This window comes from Natronoarchaeum sp. GCM10025703 (assembly GCF_042661985.1).
GTDB lineage: Archaea > Halobacteriota > Halobacteria > Halobacteriales > Natronoarchaeaceae > Natranaeroarchaeum.
In genome coordinates this window covers 1-17,611 of sequence record NZ_JBHSZF010000003.1, presented here as the reverse complement: position 1 = coordinate 17,611, position 17,611 = coordinate 1, and the positions used below count along the sequence as shown (strand labels likewise).

Below are 17,611 nucleotides of genomic sequence, written 5' to 3'. Positions count from 1 at the left end.
TTACCCTCGGACGAGCCGCGTGACCCGAGACAGCACACCGGTGTCGTCAGCGGCTGTCTCGGTATCGCGTCGTGCATCTTCAATCACACTGGGCTCATCAATCCAATTCTGGAACCTGGTTGCGCTTTCAAACTGGACCGCCGGCCCGTAAATACCCGCCCGGATATGGGCTGGCGTTGCCTTCTGGAACTCCCAGCATTGCTGCTGGTCCAGATGTGCCGAGAAATCAGCGACGATCCGTCCATCGTCCTTGAAATCCAGTTCACATAGCCCGTCGGACAGCGCACTGATCCACTTCCGACGTCCCGGATCGTGCTCCTGCTCGGCGGGTGTCTCCAGCGGCACGTACTCTGGCGGTTCCTTCTCGGCATACGCGTACAGCTCCGCGAATACGTCCCGAGCATCCGCGAGCCGATCCGACTGGTCTGGAAGCGAGATATCCCGCTGCAAGAACAGGTGGGCGAACCACGGGAACAGGTTACAACTGTCTGCCTGCCCCGCGATCTGCGCGGCGGCTTCGCGTTCGTCCTTCTTCAGTTCGGAGAAGTTGACGTTGAAATCCAGCGTCTTCATGCGAGTACGCAATTCGGACTTGGGTTTCGTCGAATCGTTCGAGGAGAAGATGAATGTCGGCATCTGGATGGTGCCGTCCCACTTACCTTCCCAGTATGACTTAATGATGTCCCGGTCTATCTTCGACTTCGCTACGTCGTCTACAATATACGGGAAAACGGTGTCTGACGCCCGAGCACGCTCGATATTGTTCTTAACGAAGTCACCACCGGTTGTGACTTCCTGTACGTATCCATTCGAGATGAGTCGCGCCCCGAACCGCAGGAACATACCTTTCCCGCTGTCGTTGTCACCGTGGAGGAATAGGAACGGCAGGTCCTTGTCCAGCTCTGCGGACTCGTATTCGGCGTAGTGATGGGCGCAGTAGTTAGCGAACGGAGCCCAGCAGAAGTAGATAATTCCCTCGTAGAAATGTGCCCGCGTCTCCTTCGTCGTTCGCGTGTCCCCGAACTCGCCGACAGTTTCAACGTAGTCTTGAATCAGGTCGAGTGCGTCAGCGACTTCCTGCGGATCGTCCGGCAGTGGTGCTGTTAGTTCAAGGATGGAGTCGTCAATCCGCAATCCGACATTTTTCTCGTCTCTATCGACGTTGAGGTCAGGATACCCTGTGAAGGTCTCTTTGTACCGCGCGATACCGGCTGGCGTCGCCACGATTTCACCGTCGTTGATCCGGATGTTATTGGCAGATAGCGTGTCGTCCAGATTCGAGATAGCGTCTTCGAGGCCCTGCGGGGAGAGACGGACACGCTTGTCCGGGCTAATCTCGGTCGGATCGGTGTCCGTATCTTCAGCGGCGAACACCGCTTTCTCTGCTTCTTCGGCGTCGGTGACGACGTTGTACGTGTTGACTTGGTCGTCGTCAACTGCTTCGTCGAGCCGTGCGTTCAGCTCGGCGACCGGGTCATCACTGAACTCGTCGCCGCCCAGCCAGATATCGTAGATTTTTGCCTCTTCCTCTGCCGTTTCAGCGTCCTCGATCTCTTCAGTGAGGTCCTCCATGAACGGCGTCGCGTAGTCCTTGTGGAACGCATAGAGCCGTTCGAACCACTCGTCGACGGGCGTGTCTCCATCGGTACGCCACGCGATGTTGACGTTGGTTTGTTTGCTCCCCTGCCAGGCCTGCTTGGAGAGATTCGCAGACCCACAGATGAGTGTACGTGACCCGTCCTGGTTCTCGACGATGTAGAGTTTCGTGTGAAGCAGAACGCGTGCGGAATCGACGGTGTGGATGAGCAGATCACCGTCTTGGCGCAGCGATTCCAGTTGCGCGGCGATTTTCTTCGCGTTGTTCGTGTTTTTCAGCGACCGCCGGTAATCGTCGTGCTGGTTGTCCCCGACGATGACCTCCAGCGAGTCCACTGCGAGATCCTGGTTCTGAAACATCTTGTAGATGAACGCGGGGGACTGACTGTACGTGACGCAGTAAACGTGCTGGGCATCACCGAAGTAGTTCAGGAAGCTATCCCATGATTTGTCGGCAGCCATCTCTAAGTCGGCGGTGCTACCGTCATCGAACTCGACTGTTGCTTCAATTCTGTCTTGGTCATGCGAGGATCACCGGTGTGTTGACGGGTGCGTGAGTGGTTGCGCGGGGCTGTGCTGGTGCATGGTCAGATATACGGGACACCGCGGATGACGCTCCCCTTGGTGAGGTAGCCCTTCATGGCGAAGTCGGCGCACTTGTCGGCGTAGTACGTGGTGATGGGGAGCCGGGTGGACCGGCTCAGCGAACCGACGTGTGCTTCCGACAGCCAGTAGGTTTGCTCCGCGAGCGTGTCGAGATCTGTCGACCCGTGGCGTTTCACGATCTGCAACGGCCGCGGCGTGCCGGGGCTGCCCTCCTTCCCGCCGGTTGTGGTCAGGTAGGAGTGCTCGCCGTTGTGGACGTGGAAGGCGATGCCTTTGTCTGCGATATCGAACCGTGAATTCGATTCATCGTACGCTGCGATTCGGGGTTCCCGGATTTCCGGACCTCGACGAGGGCGAACCGTTTGATGAGATCGCGGGCTTTGTCGAGACGGTTGATGAGGTTCTCGACGTCCAGGTAGAACTTCCCGTCACGATGAATCACGACGTGCCGCGGAGGCCGGCCTTCCTCTTCGGCGAAGATTTCGAGGACGTGTTTGATGACGTTCGCCACGTCGTCCTCACCGAACGTCTCACCAGCCTGCTTCGTGACCGCCTCTGACGCGAGGATCGTTCCGTCAGCCATGATGACGTTCGCGGCCGCACCGAGGTGTTGCTTGGTCGCGTGGTCGTACGTCACGTCAAGCCCGACGAACGCGTCAACGTCCCCAGGGACGTCGTCGATACGCCACGGCACACCGCCCGCTTTCCCGATAAGCGACGAGCAGATGTTCCCACGGTAGTTGTCGTTACCGAGATTGTCGACGGAGATCATCTGACTCGGCACCCCGAGTTGTCCGAGCCGCCGCTTGAACTCGGGATACGGGTCGTCGTAGTCCGCCGCTGCGGCCTCGTCTGCATCCGGGACGACGATCAGCGCCGCATCGTAGTCACTCGCTTTCTGCGCGTGTTGGGAGTAGTGGAATTCCGAGCCGAGTTCGTAGGTCTCCTGATCGAACGCCGTTGGACCCGCATCGTAGTCTGCGAGCTTGTTGAGCAGCGTGAGCACGTACGGCCGTGCGTCGCTCTCCTCATCTTCTGGGTACAGCGCGATGATGTCGAACGACTCAGGAGCCTTGTACACGCCGTACTCCTTCCGCTCCAGCCCGCCAGCCCCGTAGTACCCCGTATTTCCACCTCCGAACCGCAGGTTCGGGGTGTTCGGTGTCTTGTGCTCCCGGTACCCGGCGTTCGTGGGCTGTGGGACGGGGTCAAAGCTGAAGTACGGCGTCGGACCGAGCAAATCCACGAACGACGTGACGACGTTGAACCGTTCTTCGGGCTTCATCCGGCTCTCGTTGTGAATGACATCCAAGAACGTGTCATCGACACGGCCCAACTGCTCGAACGTCGGGATGACCTTACAGTACTCCAAGAGCTGCGGGAAGATCGAATCATCACCGCTCCCGTACTGCAGATCAGCGATGATCGGGTCACCAGCCCGCATCGAGTCGATGACGTCCTGCTCGACGTGCTTCTCGTGGTACTCCGACATCGGGACGCCCGGCCCATCCAGCACATCATCGTAGTCCATATCGATGACCTCCTTGACCGTTGCCGTGCGAGCACTGTCGTACAGGTCAGTGTCGTGCTCGACGGTCACCTCGGCGATGTCGTGTCCACGCTCAACCCACTCGGCAGCGGAGAACGTCGATTCCAAGTGGTACGCGACGTTCACGCCACAAATCACGGTCCCGTCAGCATCAACACGAATCCGGCACTTATACTTCCGATATGCTCTGAACAACCCGCTGTTCGCGGTTCGCTGCGGGTGGGCTCGATGATCGAATCGATTCCCGACACCTCGAAGCGACCAGCAACAGCACGCTTCACGTCCTGCTTGACGAACTCTTGGAGCGGTCCGTCGTCTGTGTACGAGCGCGCCTCCAGGGTCGTCTCACCTTGGTGGATGGGTTCGATGGTGTACCCGTGGATCGAGATCGTGCTGTGGATCTTTTCGGTCGCGTAGATACGCCGCCGGGACGCATCAGCTGTCGTGACTGGACTGTTACTCCGGGACTGGTAGTAGTTCGCTGCTTTCGCCGTGAACCCCTCGATCCCGTTCGTGAAGTCATCCGGGTTGAGCCCGCCGCTTCCGGTTGCGCGGAGTTCATATTCGTGGACGGTGAGTTCCGGCAGGTCCCCGAGGTCGAACTGCAGCAGGTAGTTCCCCTCCGACAACGGCTGTTGGTGTAACAGTTCACCGCCACCATCTGCCGTCGGCCGTGGCTCGTTCGTCACTTCACTCCCCCGCACGAACTCCGACTCATCGCTTGAATCTGCCTCCGATGAAGATTCGCCAGCGTCCGCAGCCGATGTATTCTCCGCCCCGCCGCTCTCGGCTTCGGCAGGTGGCTCGTCGAGCGGCGTGACGATCAGGTCATACCCCGGGTTGAGTTGCATCTCGCCGCGGTATTCGTTCCCGACCACGTTCTCCAGCACGTACCAGCGTCCGACCTCCCACTCGAAATCCGCGATCTCGTTATTGTGGAACACGGTCAGTTCCACTGGCGTTCCTTCGACGTCCACCAACTGAATTTTCCGAGCGATGGCGTCGTGGTCCCACTCGTCAGTCCCTGTGACGCGCAGTGAGATATCGATCTGTTCCCCATCCTCGATGTCGTCCTTCACTGCCATCTGTACCGACCAACGGACTCCCAGAATAAATAGATTTCCACTAGACGAATCTGAAACACGAAAACTGAGTTTTAGGCGAAACACAACAACACAACTGCCCTACAAACGATTTGGAGGACGCTGCGGGGATAGCACCGGACAACGACGAGGTCGAGAATCTGCCTCACAAACTCAGCGAACAGAGGTTTTATGATAGAATTGAAAATAGGTACATCAGGATGCGTGAATATTTGTACTACGCAGAATAATCTGCCCTATGCTCGGGACAGGGACCGCAGAAGAATTCATCGACGACGCCGAACATCATAACCAGTGGTGGAGTAACGGCACTTCCCCGGAACTATCGCAGGCCGCAGACCTCACCCCACGCTCTGATTTCCACCGCGTCCTCAAGGGAACAAACACCCACTACACTGACGGTGTCGAGAGTCTCGTCTACGCAATTCACGGCCAAACCGGCATCGGGAAAACCACGCTTCTCCACCAACTCATCGCAGCTCTCCTCGACACAACAGACTTCCCACACCAAAACCAAGACCTCGAACTCACCTCCGCACTCTCCCCCAGACAAATCCTCTATCTCCCCTTAGAAGACTCTCTGTATCAGCTGGAACGCCCAGGCGACGACATCAAACGCCTCAACCAGGTCATCGACTACTTCCAGACCCACGTCGCACCCCGTCAAGGACAAAATTCATTCTCCTCGACGACGTCCAAGCCCTTGACCTCGACGAGAACCGCAAAGCAGAGCTACTCGACCTGATCGACGACAATACGTACGTATTCCTAACCGGCAACGTCCGCGCGCAGGTCAACCTCTCTACCGTCGAAACCGCCGACACCATCGATGAATTCGAAGGCCCATGGCCCATCCTCCCGATGAAATTCATCGACACCGTCCAAACCGGCGAAGGCCAGGCGTCACATTCACTGAAGAATTCCGAACCCAACTCGAACAATACCAATCACCCGACTTAGACGGCCCATCACCGATCAAAACAATTCTGAACCGGACTTTCCGGAACTAATTCGGAAACCAGTCTCGACACAGCTGTTGAGACACTCTCAGAACTCTGCTTCGACATCTTCGACGCGGACGACCGAAACAACCTCCACGACGCCGCGCGCACATACCTCCGAACAGGCGGCACCCTCCACCAAACAGACGACCCGTCAATCCGGAACGACCTCTCAAAATCCCACTTCCTCCTCTTCCTCTACAAAGAACTCGCCAAGCACCGATCCATCCAACAACCCGGAAACCTCCACCGACTCAGTTCCATCGCCGCCACCAACGCCGGTGAAGAACTCCAGTACACCGATCTCAGCGACCAAATCGGCGTCGACAGGCGAACCGTCGACAACTACCTCGACGTACTCGACGAAGGCATCGCCGTCACCGAATCCCACGACTACACCCTGCGACGCTACCGCCGCACCCGCTTGTACCTCCGCAACCCACGCCACCTCGTCCTCCTCTCCCAACGCCAGGAACACCACGGCTCTGAAGCGTACGAACAACAAGACACACTCAACCACGAATTCGAATACAAACTCGCCCGCACCGTCGCCTTCGACCACGCCAAACGCCTCGCCTTCAACGTCGGAGCATACGACGTCGAATACACCGAAACCGAATCCGGCCTCGTTGACTACATCCTCCACCGCAACGGACACGTCCTCCCCTTCATCCTCTCCTACCACCCACACACTGGCAACGCCGAAACAATCGCCGAAGAATTCACCCCCGAATCAGGCCAGCACACCGAATCCGACAGTGAAGAACTCCAAGAGTTCGACTACCAAGCACCGTACCGGTTCGTCATCACCGACAGCTTGCCAAAGGAAGCCAAAGAAGACGAATCCCTGATCATCGAGAAAGACGAGACCAGTATCTGCTATCTCCCGTTCTGGTTGTTCTTACTGATCTGCTGAGAAAGCCTCTGCCGTCTATGTCGACGGCCTATTCCGTATGCGAGTCGTGCTCCAAAGCCCTCTTAGAGGGTGTATTCGTTCCAGCATCGCAGTTTGTCGGCAAAGCGCCTATACCTCCACGTTGAGTTGTCCGGGGATGATGGAATGACTGAGACAGATGACTTGCGGCGGGAGTTGAAGACGTTCACACGCCGATGGGAGCAACTCACTGCGGTTCCCGAGACACCTCGGTCACTGATGGATGTGATCGAGTACTCGTTAGGAACACAACGGAAGGCCGAGGTGTACATCAACCGGCTCTTCGCATATTTCCTCAACCCAGAGCAGCCACACCGGATGAACTCGGAATTTCTCCGCGTATTTCTCAATGGCCTACCCGACACGTGTGGGTTCGAGGAGGATATCCACGATCTCTCAGACGTCGTTGTCGACGATCAAGTACGGCTCACTGAGCAGGCCGACGGAGAAACAGTATCGTCAGGATTCGTCGACCTGGCAATTCAAGTACCGAACGAATGGTTCCTTCTGGTTGAACTCAAATTCTCTGCTGAGGACACGCAAACGGAGTTCTATCGACAGGACGTCACGCACATCGACGGTGTTCCGAAGGACGACTACGAGTCTGGCGCGTACTATCTCTATCTACATCAAGGGGACCGACCAGACGCGAACGATCCAGAATTCAGTAACTGGACGTGGACAGCCTTCGTCGAAACCGTCCTGACCGACTTTATTGTCGATAACGCACCCCGGTACCCACAACGAACAGTCGTACAGCTTCACGAATTCGCTGACGATATTCGATCCATCACAGGTATGTCAGACCCCACCGACAACGTTGACGAGAAGATCGAACTGTATCTCGACCACTACGAGGCCATCGCTGACGTAACGGCCACATTCGAGAACCAGTGGGAGACGTTCTCTCATAACTGGCCCTCTCGCCTTTCTGACCGCCTCGTAACCGCCGATCAAGGATCGATCCGCTCGGAGAGCGACTACCACGTATTATTCGAGTGTTCTGAACGACGCTGTCGGGGACTGGTGGTTCCGCTCAACGAGTTCCGATTGGGGGATGATCTTCAAACACGGCTGGTGGCGACACACCGATGACCTCTCAGACGTGCTCCACGAGCGACCCGACAATCGGAACGATGCCAGAATCGGATTCCACCACCGCCTCGAAAACGACCGTGAGCAAGCCCTCCGAGACAACACGCTCACACTGTATTTCCGAAACATGGGGGCTAATGATCAACCGTTCATCGATGCTGTTTCTGACCACTTCGATGCGCAAGCCGATGCTATCGAGGCCACGCTGCCGGATACTGCCAGTCTCACCGGAAACAAACGCAATATGATCTCAGCAGAGTACGATATCACCCCCGACAAGTATGATGACTTTTTCGCGGCCTATATCGCGGCCCTCGAAGAAGGATTCACTGACCTCGTCGTTAACAACCCCAAACTAATCGCTATCCTCGACGACATCTACACTGACGCCGTCGCGGAGGTCTACGACACCCAGATCACAATGAACCCCCAACAAAACTGAGTTCAGAAGCTCGTGTCATGCAGGCTTACAACACCGCTCCTGGTGATTCCGGATACTGAATGATTTTCACGTCTTCGTCGCGGTTAGCGGGTGTTTCGCGCGCTAACTCGTCGACGAACAGCAGCCCCTTGACATCGACTGACTCCAGTAGATCTTCTGCGGACTCAACGTACTCGTCAGTCCCCGACTGTTTGACAAACGCCATGTACTCCAGTAGTTCCCGGAGCCCAGTTGCGACATAGTCGGTATTCTGCGTGTACTTCACTTCACCAAGGAACACTTGTTCAAGTTCCGTCCCACCAGCCTCTGTCTCTCGGTATCTCTCTAAAACGATATCAGGACGGCCGCCCCACAGTGAATCACTGCCGCCACGCCCAAGCAGATCCTCAGAGATCGTTTGCCACCGGAGAGCACCTCGTTCATACGGTACAAGTACCCGTCAGGCTCGATATCTTCAGAGCCAATTGATTCACTGAAGGACAGCCTTTCACCGGTCGCATCGTGAGACAAGACGAATCGTGACCCGTCCTGTTCCCACGTAGCGATCGTCGACGGACTATCTCGACTGTCAGTCAACACCCGATACTCCACGCCCTCGTACGAATCAAGTACGCGGAACACCCAGTACAGTTCCGAACAGCGTGTCCGTGTTCGCTGGCGCAATGAGTGTGTGATTCAAGATATCGCGCGCTTCGGTACTGTCCAACTCGTGGTTCATCAACTGCCGATACCGATCCAGCAAGACCGCTGCATCCTGATAGAACTGCGAACGCGAGCGCTTGACTGACTCGATGGTCCTGTCTGTGATATCAGTATCAGCGACGTTGATCCGCTGCAGGTAGATGTTCTGCTCGTAAATCCGGTCAAGCATCTCCGCTGCTGACTCTACACCCCGACCACTTCCACCTGTGTGCGGCATCACCCATTCGTTCAGCCAGTCATACCCCTCCGGGTTGTCCAGCGCGTACGCAAGGTCATCCGTAACGATCTCGTGAATAATCGTCAGTAACCGTTTCAGCACGAGATTCTCGTCGATGTTATAGTGCTCTTCAGGCTGCATACACACAAACAGCGGCTCATCCAGCCGACCAGCGCGCGCCCGTGTCTTCACCGTTCCCTGCCAGTCGATCTGTCCGCGGATCTCACCACGGTACTGGAACGACTCCGGAGCGGTTGTCGTCTTCATCTGCCGAATCCGATCCTCCAATTGCCGCATAAAATCCAGGACACCGACTTCCGAGCTGTCGTCTTCAGCATCGGTCAAGACGAAGTGAATCCAGCGTTTCGATGTCGTCAATATCCAGATCCGCGTGCGCCGACCCGATGACTCGATCGAATCGAACGCCTTTCCGGAGATACGTCTGAAAATCGTCGGCAATCTCTCCCAACAACGCCTCTTCAGTCGTCTTCGCCATCTTCAGTTACTCTCCCCCACCCGGCTGCAGGTCAATCTGGAAGAAATCACGCGCGACTGTCCACAACTCACCAGTCTCGTCGTCAACAATCTCGTCAAGCGCCCCGATCAGCTGCTCTAACTCGTTTCGCCGCAGCCCCTCCAACTGCGGAAACACGTACATAATGATCGGCGAAACATAATCCGCGGTATCCGTTGAGGAAGCAGCTGCAACGTGTTCATAAATGTCTTCAACGATAGCTGGCCCGATGGCTCGCTGTTCATTAACCGCTCGCCAAATACGCCCGACCGTCTCGTAGTGCTGGTCTGCTTCCGGCACGCCACCGTTTGCCGCCCAGACTGCGACATAGTCCGCGACAAGTGATTCGAGTGCAGAATCATCACCATCCTCACGGGCAGGCAAATCAGGAATCCCGACCGGGACGAACGCCCAGCGCCGCATAAACGCGTAACTCATCTCGTACAGCGACGTCTTATCGAGCGTGTTCATCGTCGCCAGCATCCGCCAGTCCTCAGGGATGAAAAACCGGTTCTGCCCAATCTCCTCGTGGCTGCGGGACGCGTCGAGGATCTCAATCGGATCCCCGTCAGCGTCATCGAACGGTAACGTGACGCTCTCTCCCGTCAACGCCGAGAACAACGACCCGAACGCCTTATCGATATCTGCCCGGTTGAGTTCGTCGATGACCAACCACTCATTCGCTGGTGTCCCGTCGCCATCTGCCTGGAACCGGTCCAACACAACACCCGGCTCGAATTCCAGCGTATTCTGCGTGGTCGTTTGATACCCGCCGACCGTGTCGAACGTCGACCAATCAGCCGACGCTGTCACGAGCTCGTATGTATCTTCCCCGACTGTCGCCTCACACACCTGACGTGCCAGCTTTGTCTTCCCCGTTCCCGGCGGGCCAAACAACAAAACGTGATTCCCGTTTGCCAACGCTTGCTCCACCCGTGACTGAATTCGATCCCATTCCTCCTCCGGGAAATGCAAGTGCTCCTGCTCAACCGCAATCTCCGAATCCGGGACCGAAAGCTCCGAAGCGAAGTCATCAAACCGCGTCATCTCGCATAACTCCAGAATCCGCTCGTACTCACCCTCTGTGAGTTGCGTGATGACGAAGCTGTTGTCAGATTCAACGAGTCGGCTGCCATCTAACTCCGCGTCTGACTTCACATCCCGCCAACTTGCTCCATCTAATGACTCCTCCCATTGGAGCGTGATGCCTTCCACGGGTTCCGAATAACCTGACGTGGAAGCCTCCTCGTGTAATCCACGCACAACATGCGCTCGCCCGACAACCTCCTTCACCGGCGCAATCTGATATATTAATACCTGATCCCCTGGCATCGCCTCCTGATACGCCTCCAGATTCCGTCGCGTTTCACCGGCTGAATTTGTCACCTGGTAAAACGACTCACCGCCCTCTTGATGCCAGTCAGTGGCCTCAGCATTCACCCAGAAGTACTGCGTTTCCCCTTCCGGCTCCGGTGGTTCTATTGCTGCTGCGTCCAAAAGATATGCACCAGCTTCCGGTGTGAGGTGGCAAAGATACGCCTGCAGCACCTTCCCAGCGTCGTTCAATGGGTACCAGTTTTCTCCTGCCGGACCTCCGGATCAAGCAGCCCGTCCCGAATTTCGTCTGCGGCACTGGATCACTTAACCGCTCTGTCGACAGATCGACGAAGAAGTGCTGTTCACCGTCGAATTCATCCTGATACGCTTCCGCCTCAACGACTGAACACGCACGGATCTCCTGATTCGCGTAATGGAAAACGACATCCCCCGGATCCAAAACTGTAAGATCGCGTTGCCACTTCGTATCCGTTGACCGAAGATACTCCCCGTCTAATTCTTCATCGTGCGTTTGATTTACCCAATAAAAATCGATGTCGTCCTCAACGTCAGGTAATGCATCGGGTTCGACTGCGTCAGGAGCGAGAAGATCGCTCCAACTCCAAATCATCGTTTGGACGTGTAGCATCGACGGGTCCTCCACCCGCCCTTCAAGCCGCGTTAACAGTTGCGCACACGCCTCGTTTAATTCCTGATACTGACGCGCATCGAACCCTTGATTCACCTTGTAGTCCGCGAACTCACCGAAGAAATCCCGCATCTGCGTCCACTTGTAGTGAACATACTGATCCGGATGGACAAACATCAGAAGACACCCACCGAGTCCAAGCAGCGAACCAGGCGCACTCCCAGCTTCCACATCCGCGTAAAACTCCCGAAACCGGTCTAATCGCTCTACGAGATCTTCAGTCGGATCAAAGAAAAACGAAAGCGTATCTGCAGTTGCTTCGGCGTCCGTTTCAGAAACCTCTTTGAACTCATGCCACGCTACACCGCCATTCTGCCCACCACCTAACATATACGCCGGAATTTTCGTGTCGATACTCACCTGCTCATCAAGCACTTCAAGCAGCACCGGAACATCACTCGGCGATAACTCCGTCACCTCCGTGTCCGCTAAGAATTCTGCTTCCAAATGCCGCTGATAATCCCATTTCCACGTTTCCCACCCAACAGGCGACGCCGCACCTTCCTCATACCCACCAGCATCCCACACCTCAACAAACCGATCAACAATATCATCGATTCCGTTAAACACAATCTCAGAAGACGATTCACTCATTCACCAATACTGTCTCATCTACTCGCTTAAACGTACTCCAACGAATATGCCACATACACCGAAACAGTAGTTTCCCGACTTTGACCCAGCTCCCTGTGAGTGAAAACAGACCGTTCCACAGTATCCGTGTCTCACTCTTCACTGAACTCGCTCACTTCAGTGACGAGATTCCCGAAGCGTCGAAGCAACACTTCGGCGTTTTCCTTCGTTGTTGTCGGCTGATACTGTCCGTCATCATACTCTGCCAGTTGGATACCTGGATGAGCTAACAGATTGAGTGACTGCTCAATGACGTGCTTATCTGGAACACGCTCCTCCGCGTACATTCCTTTCAGAATCAGGCGGAGTCGAGCAGCGGTCCCTTCCTCTGGATCTGCTCGTTGAAGCGCTTCCATCACCGCTAACAAGTCCTCAGTACCATCAAGACGAGTCCGTAGTTCATCATCGATCTGATCAAGCCGGTCATCTTGGAATGCACCCGGCTCAGTGAGATACATCGACAGTTCTTCCGGCGGGATTCCATAGGCATCACGCCGATCTAAGAGCGCTTGGAGGTGATCGGTTGCAAGGAGGACAATCCCCTGTCGGTCCGCATCTTCAATTGCTGCCGGGGTAAAGCCAGGCGCAACAACAATCGCTTGGTCGGCTGAGTGCCGCTCTTTATGCCCCTGAATTCGTGTTGCATCCGGCGAGGCCAGCGTCCCACTGCTTCGCGCCTTCACTTCGATGACTGCGTGAATTGGAGCCGTAATTTCAACATCCGTATCATCTCCGCCTTCAATCCATCGTGCTTCAAACCCCAGCCGAGAGAACCCCTTGGCGACCAGTTCTTCCAACTCCTCATATTGGTCACCATCCCGACTCGCCGCAACGATACGCTCTCCCAGATCGATTTCCTGTTCCTCTTCAGACTCCTCCTGCGACGGCTCCTCATCGAACTCATGAACCCGGACACCGCTCCCCGTTAACTCATTAACCGCGGTTTCAACGGACTCATACGCATCCTCTACATCGCGGATACGCGAATCCGACACCCGACTGAATCCCTGCGGGATATAATTATCTTGGTACCCAACCAACTCGTTGAACGACTCGATATCCACATCAATCTCCGCCACACCAGTCAAGAACACCAAATACCGCCACGGACTTTCAGGATCCCACGGATTCCCCTCAGTACGCCAGAGATGCTCTGCCAGGTCCAGATCATCACGTGTCCGAACAACCGTGGCCTGCGCAATGTACCTCCCATCCCGATAGATTAACGCGATGTCCCCACCCTCCACGAACTGCCACTTCTGAATCAACTGACGTCCCCCAAAGATGCACTTTCTCCGACTCTGAATCAGTAACGGCCTCAACTTCGGCGTCAGAAAGATGCTCCTCAAACTCCGCTGGGTCATGGCCCCCCTTCACAGACTGCAGATAATCCTGATAGGCATCCTCACGTCCAGCTGTAATAATGGCAATCCCCGTCATTCGTAAGTAAGTGAACAACTACTCGGTCAGGAGAAAAATCATCGGGGTAGACAGGGCATCTATCGGTTACTCTGCGGTCTGAATTCCGGTATGAATGTCAGAATGGCCTATCAATGTGGTCTCAGATTTCGGATCGGCGTCCACAACAAACATACCATTGTCCGACGCGCATTATTTCTGGAGGTCTGTTTAGATGGGCACACTTGACATCGACATTGAAACCGCGAGCCCGTCTGAAGAGCCGCCCGACAACTCGAACGACACCCGGTACTTCTGAATTCTTCTCTGTCAGCCTCGCGTACGCTAGCGACCTGGACGACACACCAGAAACCGAGGTGTTGTTTCGGAGCGGCGACTGGGACGATCAGTATACGATTGACCTCTACGAGCGCCTCTTCGAGTGGTGTGATGACCGCAGCGTAGATCGTCTCTTGACGTACAATGGTGCCTGGTTCGACGGCACGCACTTGCTGAACTGGGCCCGCGACATCGACGATAGTGCTGACCGAGACTTCTTACCACGCACAGAGGATTTGTTCGAGAACCACGTTGATGTCGCACTCGCAGCTGCCGACGAGTATGAAGCCGAGCTCTGGGACGACCAGCACATCCTCCCTGACTGGAAAGTCTACGACCTCGCTGGCATCGACAACGACAGCGTCTGGTACGACGACTACGACTTCCCAGACAACTACCTCTCTGGAATAGACGGCAAAGCTGTCCAAGGCAAGCACATCGGGCAAGTCCTCGGCGATAAATACGTGCAAAACGTCGAAGCCGGCATCGAACATACCAGCGTCCACCGCGAACTCACACAACTCCTCAAAGACTACTGCATCAGCGACGTCGCGGACCTCATCAACCTCTACACCGCCCTCGGTGGTCCCAGCCTCGACGATACCTACCGCCGGCCCGCCACCAACATCGTCTGAATTCGATTTACCTCGCTATCTTGGTGCGCAAAATCCCTGAGAAGATTTTGATCGAGGAGCTCTCAGTCCGTTTTCTCACTCGGCTCCGAATCCGCCGAAATCCGATTAAGGAGTCTGTCTGCGGCTGTTGCTGCGGTGGTTGGTTCCAGTCCGTGCTGACAGTAGGCATCAACCACGGCTGACCGGATTTGTTCGTCAGGCCACTTCGGGCGCGGGTCAAGATAGCCCTCATCGCGGAGACATTCCCGGAGTTTTTCGGTTTTGCGCGAGCCGAATCGGTGGATGTCTGGGACCCTCTGAAGAAGCGCGTCTGGATCGCCATCAACCTGATCGGCCAACGCACTAACTTCATCAATAAAATTGTCGCTAACAGCGTCGACCGCTTCAGTACGTCACGGCCAACTGCCTTTCCGCGTCCGACCGTATATCCATCAACGAACGCTTCCAGTGCCGCACCGTGCCGACGAACCTGCTCGCGGGCTGACTCCGACATGAGACCATCAATGGCACCGATCTCCAGTAGCGACCGGAGATGCCCCCAGCGCTCAATACCTGCTGCACGGAGTCGATGCAATACTTCGGGGTCCTCAGTCACGTACCAGAGCGGAGCTGAGGCCGCTCCCTGTCGTGGGTCGAACGTCGGGACATCCAGCCGTTCACGGTACGTCCGGTGATCGTCGCCGTCCGGGACTGGCACGTCGATTGCACTGGATGTTTCGAGTGTCGGTGGTTCAGCGATAGGGTCGTGCCCGTCGCTCGCCGTCAACTGCTGGAGACTGTACTCAACGTCCGACTCTTCAAGCCGCGTCTCCCACCGTGCGCGTTCGTCGTGCCGGGCCGTGAAGTAGAATACCTGCCTCCCTGCCCGGGCCAGGTCAATCACGGTGTCAAGGACCGTTTCGGCTCGTTGGTCATCGAACGGTGCCAGCGTCTCGTCAAGCAACAACGGGGGCGCAGTCTCCTGCTCTCTGTGTTCGACGAAAGCGACCCGAACCGCGAGCAGGACCTGCACGCGCGTCCCACTCGACAAATCGTTTAGATCAACGCGTCGCTGTTCTCCCGTATCATATGCCCTGAACGTACCATCATCGAGTCTGAGCTCGAACTGCCCGTCAGTAATCCGCCGCAAGAGATCATCCGCCCGCTGAAACACCGGCTCCTGGTTGCTGGTAACTGTCTCCGCTTCGACGGACTCAAGAAGTGTATCCGTGACCGCATCGGCCACGTCCGCTTCGAGCGCTTCCTCAAGACCGCGCAAGGCTTCACCTCGCTCTTGAACGGCGTCAGCAATCTCCGTCGACGCCTTCGCGTCCTCGATTTCCTTCTCCAACGTCGTTTTTTCCTGTAACAGCTCGTCGTACTGGTTCGCAAGCTCCTGTTTTTCGTCTAACTCTTGTTCCAAGTCGTCCCTGTCTCGCTCTTCGATCTCTTCCTCGTAAGCATCGTGGTCACGAAGGTCTGAACGGCGATTCTCAAGTGTGGTCTCCGCAGTACCTTTCGCCTCAACGGCTGCTTCGTACTCCGAGTACTGCTCACACAGCGCTGCAAGCCGCTCCCGGTCACCAGACTCCAAGCCACGCTCAGTGAATAATACCTCTCGGTCGGCCCTGTACCGGTCGAGTTCCTCGTGGGCCGCAGCAACGTTCCCGTCTACCTCTGTGAGTTGCTGAGTTGCATTCTCGTAGTCGCGCTGTCGCTGGTCGAGACTCTCAACAGCAGCTGTCGCATCGGCACTCGTTCTGAACGCATAGGAGTACGCGTCAGTAGCGTAGGGCTTGATCGTCGCGCAGAACTGCTCCCGATACGTCTCGACCTGATCGCTGGCTTCCTGTAGCGCCGCCTGTTTCCCAACGACGGTTTCATCAGCAGCCTGCCAGCGCTCAACACGCTCGACTGTCACCGCCAGTTCAATGTCGTCGTCAATCTCGGTGTCGAACCGGTCCCGAAGGCGCTCACGCGCCGTCTCCAGTTCATCCCTGACGTCGTCGATATCGAACTGCGCACGGAGCTCATCCTGCTTCTGAGCCTCCTGCTCGTCCACTTCGATGACACGCAGTCGCTCACGAAGGTCAGCTACCCGGTCCCTGACAACATCAGGTTCCCACGAATCTGGCTCTGGAAGTCCAGTCTGCCGGAACGTCTCCGCATGGGTAGCTCTAGCAGTATTGTCAGATCCAGTATCGTCACTCCTCGCGGAGAGAGCCGCGTAGCCAGCGAGAGCGAGCCCGAGGACAGTCAGCAGGCCCCCAGCAGGATTGACGGTAAGCGCGATTACGACGCCTGACAGCGCCGTCAAGAGCCCCGCTGTGATGGCCACTGCAACAGGGCCTCGACTACTCGGCTCGTCAGTCGCTTGTGCTGGCGGGGCTGCGAGCCAGTTCTCAAGCGCATTCCGCCCGCTTTCAGCGTTTCACGATCTGCGGATTCCCTCGACTCTCCAGCGAGCCACTCATCAATAGCAGCTTCAACCTGTGCTTTCCCATCAACTTCCGACACCTTCAAACGAACGACCGAAGCTCGGCAAGGTCGTCCGTATCAATCTCTCGGAGGGTCTCGCCGTCAAGGTCCAGGGGAATCTTTTCCCGTATCTCACTGCGCTTGGCTTCTGCGTCAGCTACTTTACGCTGCAATCGGTCACGATTATCTTCAGCATCATCGAGTTCATCCCGGTACTCTCGAAGCGTCTGCAACACCTCATCGGTAACGCCGTCCTCCGGGAGTTCCGTGCCGGCCAGTTTGTCAGCAGCCTCACGGTATTTTACGGCCGCTTCCTGCTCAACGCGTTTCTGTTGCGCTATCTGCTCATCAAGATCGTTGAGCT

The 17,611-nt window shown here is 56.3% G+C and carries 17 protein-coding genes; 5 read left to right on the top strand and 12 right to left on the bottom strand.

Going from position 1 to position 17,611, the window contains the following annotated elements:
* From ACFQH2_RS19085 to ACFQH2_RS19070, 4 genes are all read right to left on the bottom strand, one after another.
* Positions 1-2,058, bottom strand: a complete 2,058-nt coding sequence (locus ACFQH2_RS19085; protein ID WP_377077161.1) for a phospholipase D-like domain-containing protein — start codon at positions 2,056-2,058, stop codon at positions 1-3.
* A 125-nt stretch (positions 2,059-2,183) separates the two neighbouring features.
* Positions 2,184-2,378 (bottom strand): hypothetical protein, encoded by a 195-nt coding sequence (locus ACFQH2_RS19080; protein ID WP_338739057.1) that lies wholly within the window; start codon positions 2,376-2,378, stop codon positions 2,184-2,186.
* A gap of 53 nt (positions 2,379-2,431) precedes the next feature.
* Positions 2,432-3,877 (bottom strand): Piwi domain-containing protein, encoded by a 1,446-nt coding sequence (locus ACFQH2_RS19075; RefSeq protein WP_377077159.1) that lies wholly within the window; start codon positions 3,875-3,877, stop codon positions 2,432-2,434.
* Positions 3,878-3,885: 8 nt separating this feature from the next.
* Positions 3,886-4,836, bottom strand: a complete 951-nt coding sequence (locus tag ACFQH2_RS19070) for a hypothetical protein (RefSeq protein WP_377077157.1) — start codon at positions 4,834-4,836, stop codon at positions 3,886-3,888.
* Between the two features lie 256 nt (positions 4,837-5,092).
* Here ACFQH2_RS19070 and ACFQH2_RS19065 point away from each other — a divergent pair, with 256 nt between their 5' ends.
* From ACFQH2_RS19065 to ACFQH2_RS19050, 4 genes are all read left to right on the top strand, one after another.
* Positions 5,093-5,599, top strand: a complete 507-nt coding sequence (locus ACFQH2_RS19065) for a hypothetical protein (protein ID WP_377077155.1) — start codon at positions 5,093-5,095, stop codon at positions 5,597-5,599.
* A gap of 320 nt (positions 5,600-5,919) precedes the next feature.
* Positions 5,920-6,771 (top strand): DUF4143 domain-containing protein, encoded by an 852-nt coding sequence (locus ACFQH2_RS19060; RefSeq protein WP_377077270.1) that lies wholly within the window; start codon positions 5,920-5,922, stop codon positions 6,769-6,771.
* A 144-nt stretch (positions 6,772-6,915) separates the two neighbouring features.
* Positions 6,916-7,884 (top strand): PD-(D/E)XK nuclease family protein, encoded by a 969-nt coding sequence (locus ACFQH2_RS19055; RefSeq protein ID WP_377077153.1) that lies wholly within the window; start codon positions 6,916-6,918, stop codon positions 7,882-7,884.
* Positions 7,847-8,326, top strand: a complete 480-nt coding sequence (locus ACFQH2_RS19050) for a hypothetical protein (protein WP_377077151.1) — start codon at positions 7,847-7,849, stop codon at positions 8,324-8,326. Before ACFQH2_RS19055 ends, ACFQH2_RS19050 begins: the two co-directional genes overlap by 38 nt.
* A 25-nt stretch (positions 8,327-8,351) precedes the next feature.
* Here ACFQH2_RS19050 and ACFQH2_RS19045 read toward each other — a convergent pair whose 3' ends face one another.
* The 6 genes from ACFQH2_RS19045 to ACFQH2_RS19020 all read right to left on the bottom strand — a co-directional run bounded on the left by ACFQH2_RS19045 (position 8,352) and on the right by ACFQH2_RS19020 (position 13,497).
* The gene (locus tag ACFQH2_RS19045; RefSeq protein ID WP_377077149.1) at positions 8,352-8,606 is read right to left on the bottom strand and encodes a hypothetical protein; all 255 of its coding nucleotides are present in this window, start codon (positions 8,604-8,606) and stop codon (positions 8,352-8,354) included.
* A gap of 324 nt (positions 8,607-8,930) precedes the next feature.
* Positions 8,931-9,512: a hypothetical protein gene (locus ACFQH2_RS19040; protein WP_377077147.1), complete on the bottom strand. Its 582-nt coding sequence runs from the start codon at positions 9,510-9,512 to the stop codon at positions 8,931-8,933.
* 64 nt (positions 9,513-9,576) lie between these two features.
* Positions 9,577-9,741 carry a hypothetical protein gene (locus ACFQH2_RS19035; protein WP_377077145.1) on the bottom strand — a complete coding sequence of 55 codons (165 nt, stop codon included), beginning with the start codon at positions 9,739-9,741 and terminating at the stop codon, positions 9,577-9,579.
* 6 nt (positions 9,742-9,747) lie between these two features.
* A complete protein-coding gene (locus tag ACFQH2_RS19030) occupies positions 9,748-11,307 on the bottom strand; it encodes an AAA family ATPase (protein WP_377077144.1) in 1,560 nt (519 codons plus the stop codon).
* Positions 11,189-12,379, bottom strand: coding sequence for a hypothetical protein (locus ACFQH2_RS19025; protein WP_377077142.1), 1,191 nt, complete (start codon positions 12,377-12,379; stop codon positions 11,189-11,191). The genes ACFQH2_RS19030 and ACFQH2_RS19025 overlap by 119 nt, the downstream gene beginning before the upstream one ends.
* A gap of 131 nt (positions 12,380-12,510) precedes the next feature.
* Complete coding sequence (locus tag ACFQH2_RS19020) at positions 12,511-13,497, bottom strand: restriction endonuclease (protein WP_377077140.1); 987 nt, start codon at positions 13,495-13,497, stop codon at positions 12,511-12,513.
* A gap of 696 nt (positions 13,498-14,193) precedes the next feature.
* Here ACFQH2_RS19020 and ACFQH2_RS19015 point away from each other — a divergent pair.
* Positions 14,194-14,790, top strand: a complete 597-nt coding sequence (locus ACFQH2_RS19015; protein WP_377077138.1) for a hypothetical protein — start codon at positions 14,194-14,196, stop codon at positions 14,788-14,790.
* A gap of 7 nt (positions 14,791-14,797) precedes the next feature.
* On the opposite strand, the gene ACFQH2_RS19010 is transcribed toward ACFQH2_RS19015, so the two are convergent.
* Positions 14,798-17,107, bottom strand: coding sequence for a hypothetical protein (locus ACFQH2_RS19010; RefSeq protein WP_377077136.1), 2,310 nt, complete (start codon positions 17,105-17,107; stop codon positions 14,798-14,800).
* A 181-nt stretch (positions 17,108-17,288) separates the two neighbouring features.
* On the bottom strand, positions 17,289-17,611 hold a 323-nt coding region (locus tag ACFQH2_RS19005), incomplete at its 5' end, for a hypothetical protein (protein ID WP_377077134.1).

Coding starts and splice junctions, on each gene's coding strand:
- ACFQH2_RS19065 (WP_377077155.1), top strand. CDS start 5,093: ATGCTCGGGACAGGGACCGCAGAAGAATTCATCGACGACGCCGAACAT.
- ACFQH2_RS19035 (WP_377077145.1), bottom strand. CDS start 9,741: ATGGCGAAGACGACTGAAGAGGCGTTGTTGGGAGAGATTGCCGACGAT.
- ACFQH2_RS19025 (WP_377077142.1), bottom strand. CDS start 12,379: ATGAGTGAATCGTCTTCTGAGATTGTGTTTAACGGAATCGATGATATT.
- ACFQH2_RS19055 (WP_377077153.1), top strand. CDS start 6,916: ATGACTGAGACAGATGACTTGCGGCGGGAGTTGAAGACGTTCACACGC.
- ACFQH2_RS19040 (WP_377077147.1), bottom strand. CDS start 9,512: ATGAAGACGACAACCGCTCCGGAGTCGTTCCAGTACCGTGGTGAGATC.
- ACFQH2_RS19085 (WP_377077161.1), bottom strand. CDS start 2,058: ATGGCTGCCGACAAATCATGGGATAGCTTCCTGAACTACTTCGGTGAT.
- ACFQH2_RS19050 (WP_377077151.1), top strand. CDS start 7,847: ATGATCTTCAAACACGGCTGGTGGCGACACACCGATGACCTCTCAGAC.
- ACFQH2_RS19070 (WP_377077157.1), bottom strand. CDS start 4,836: ATGGCAGTGAAGGACGACATCGAGGATGGGGAACAGATCGATATCTCA.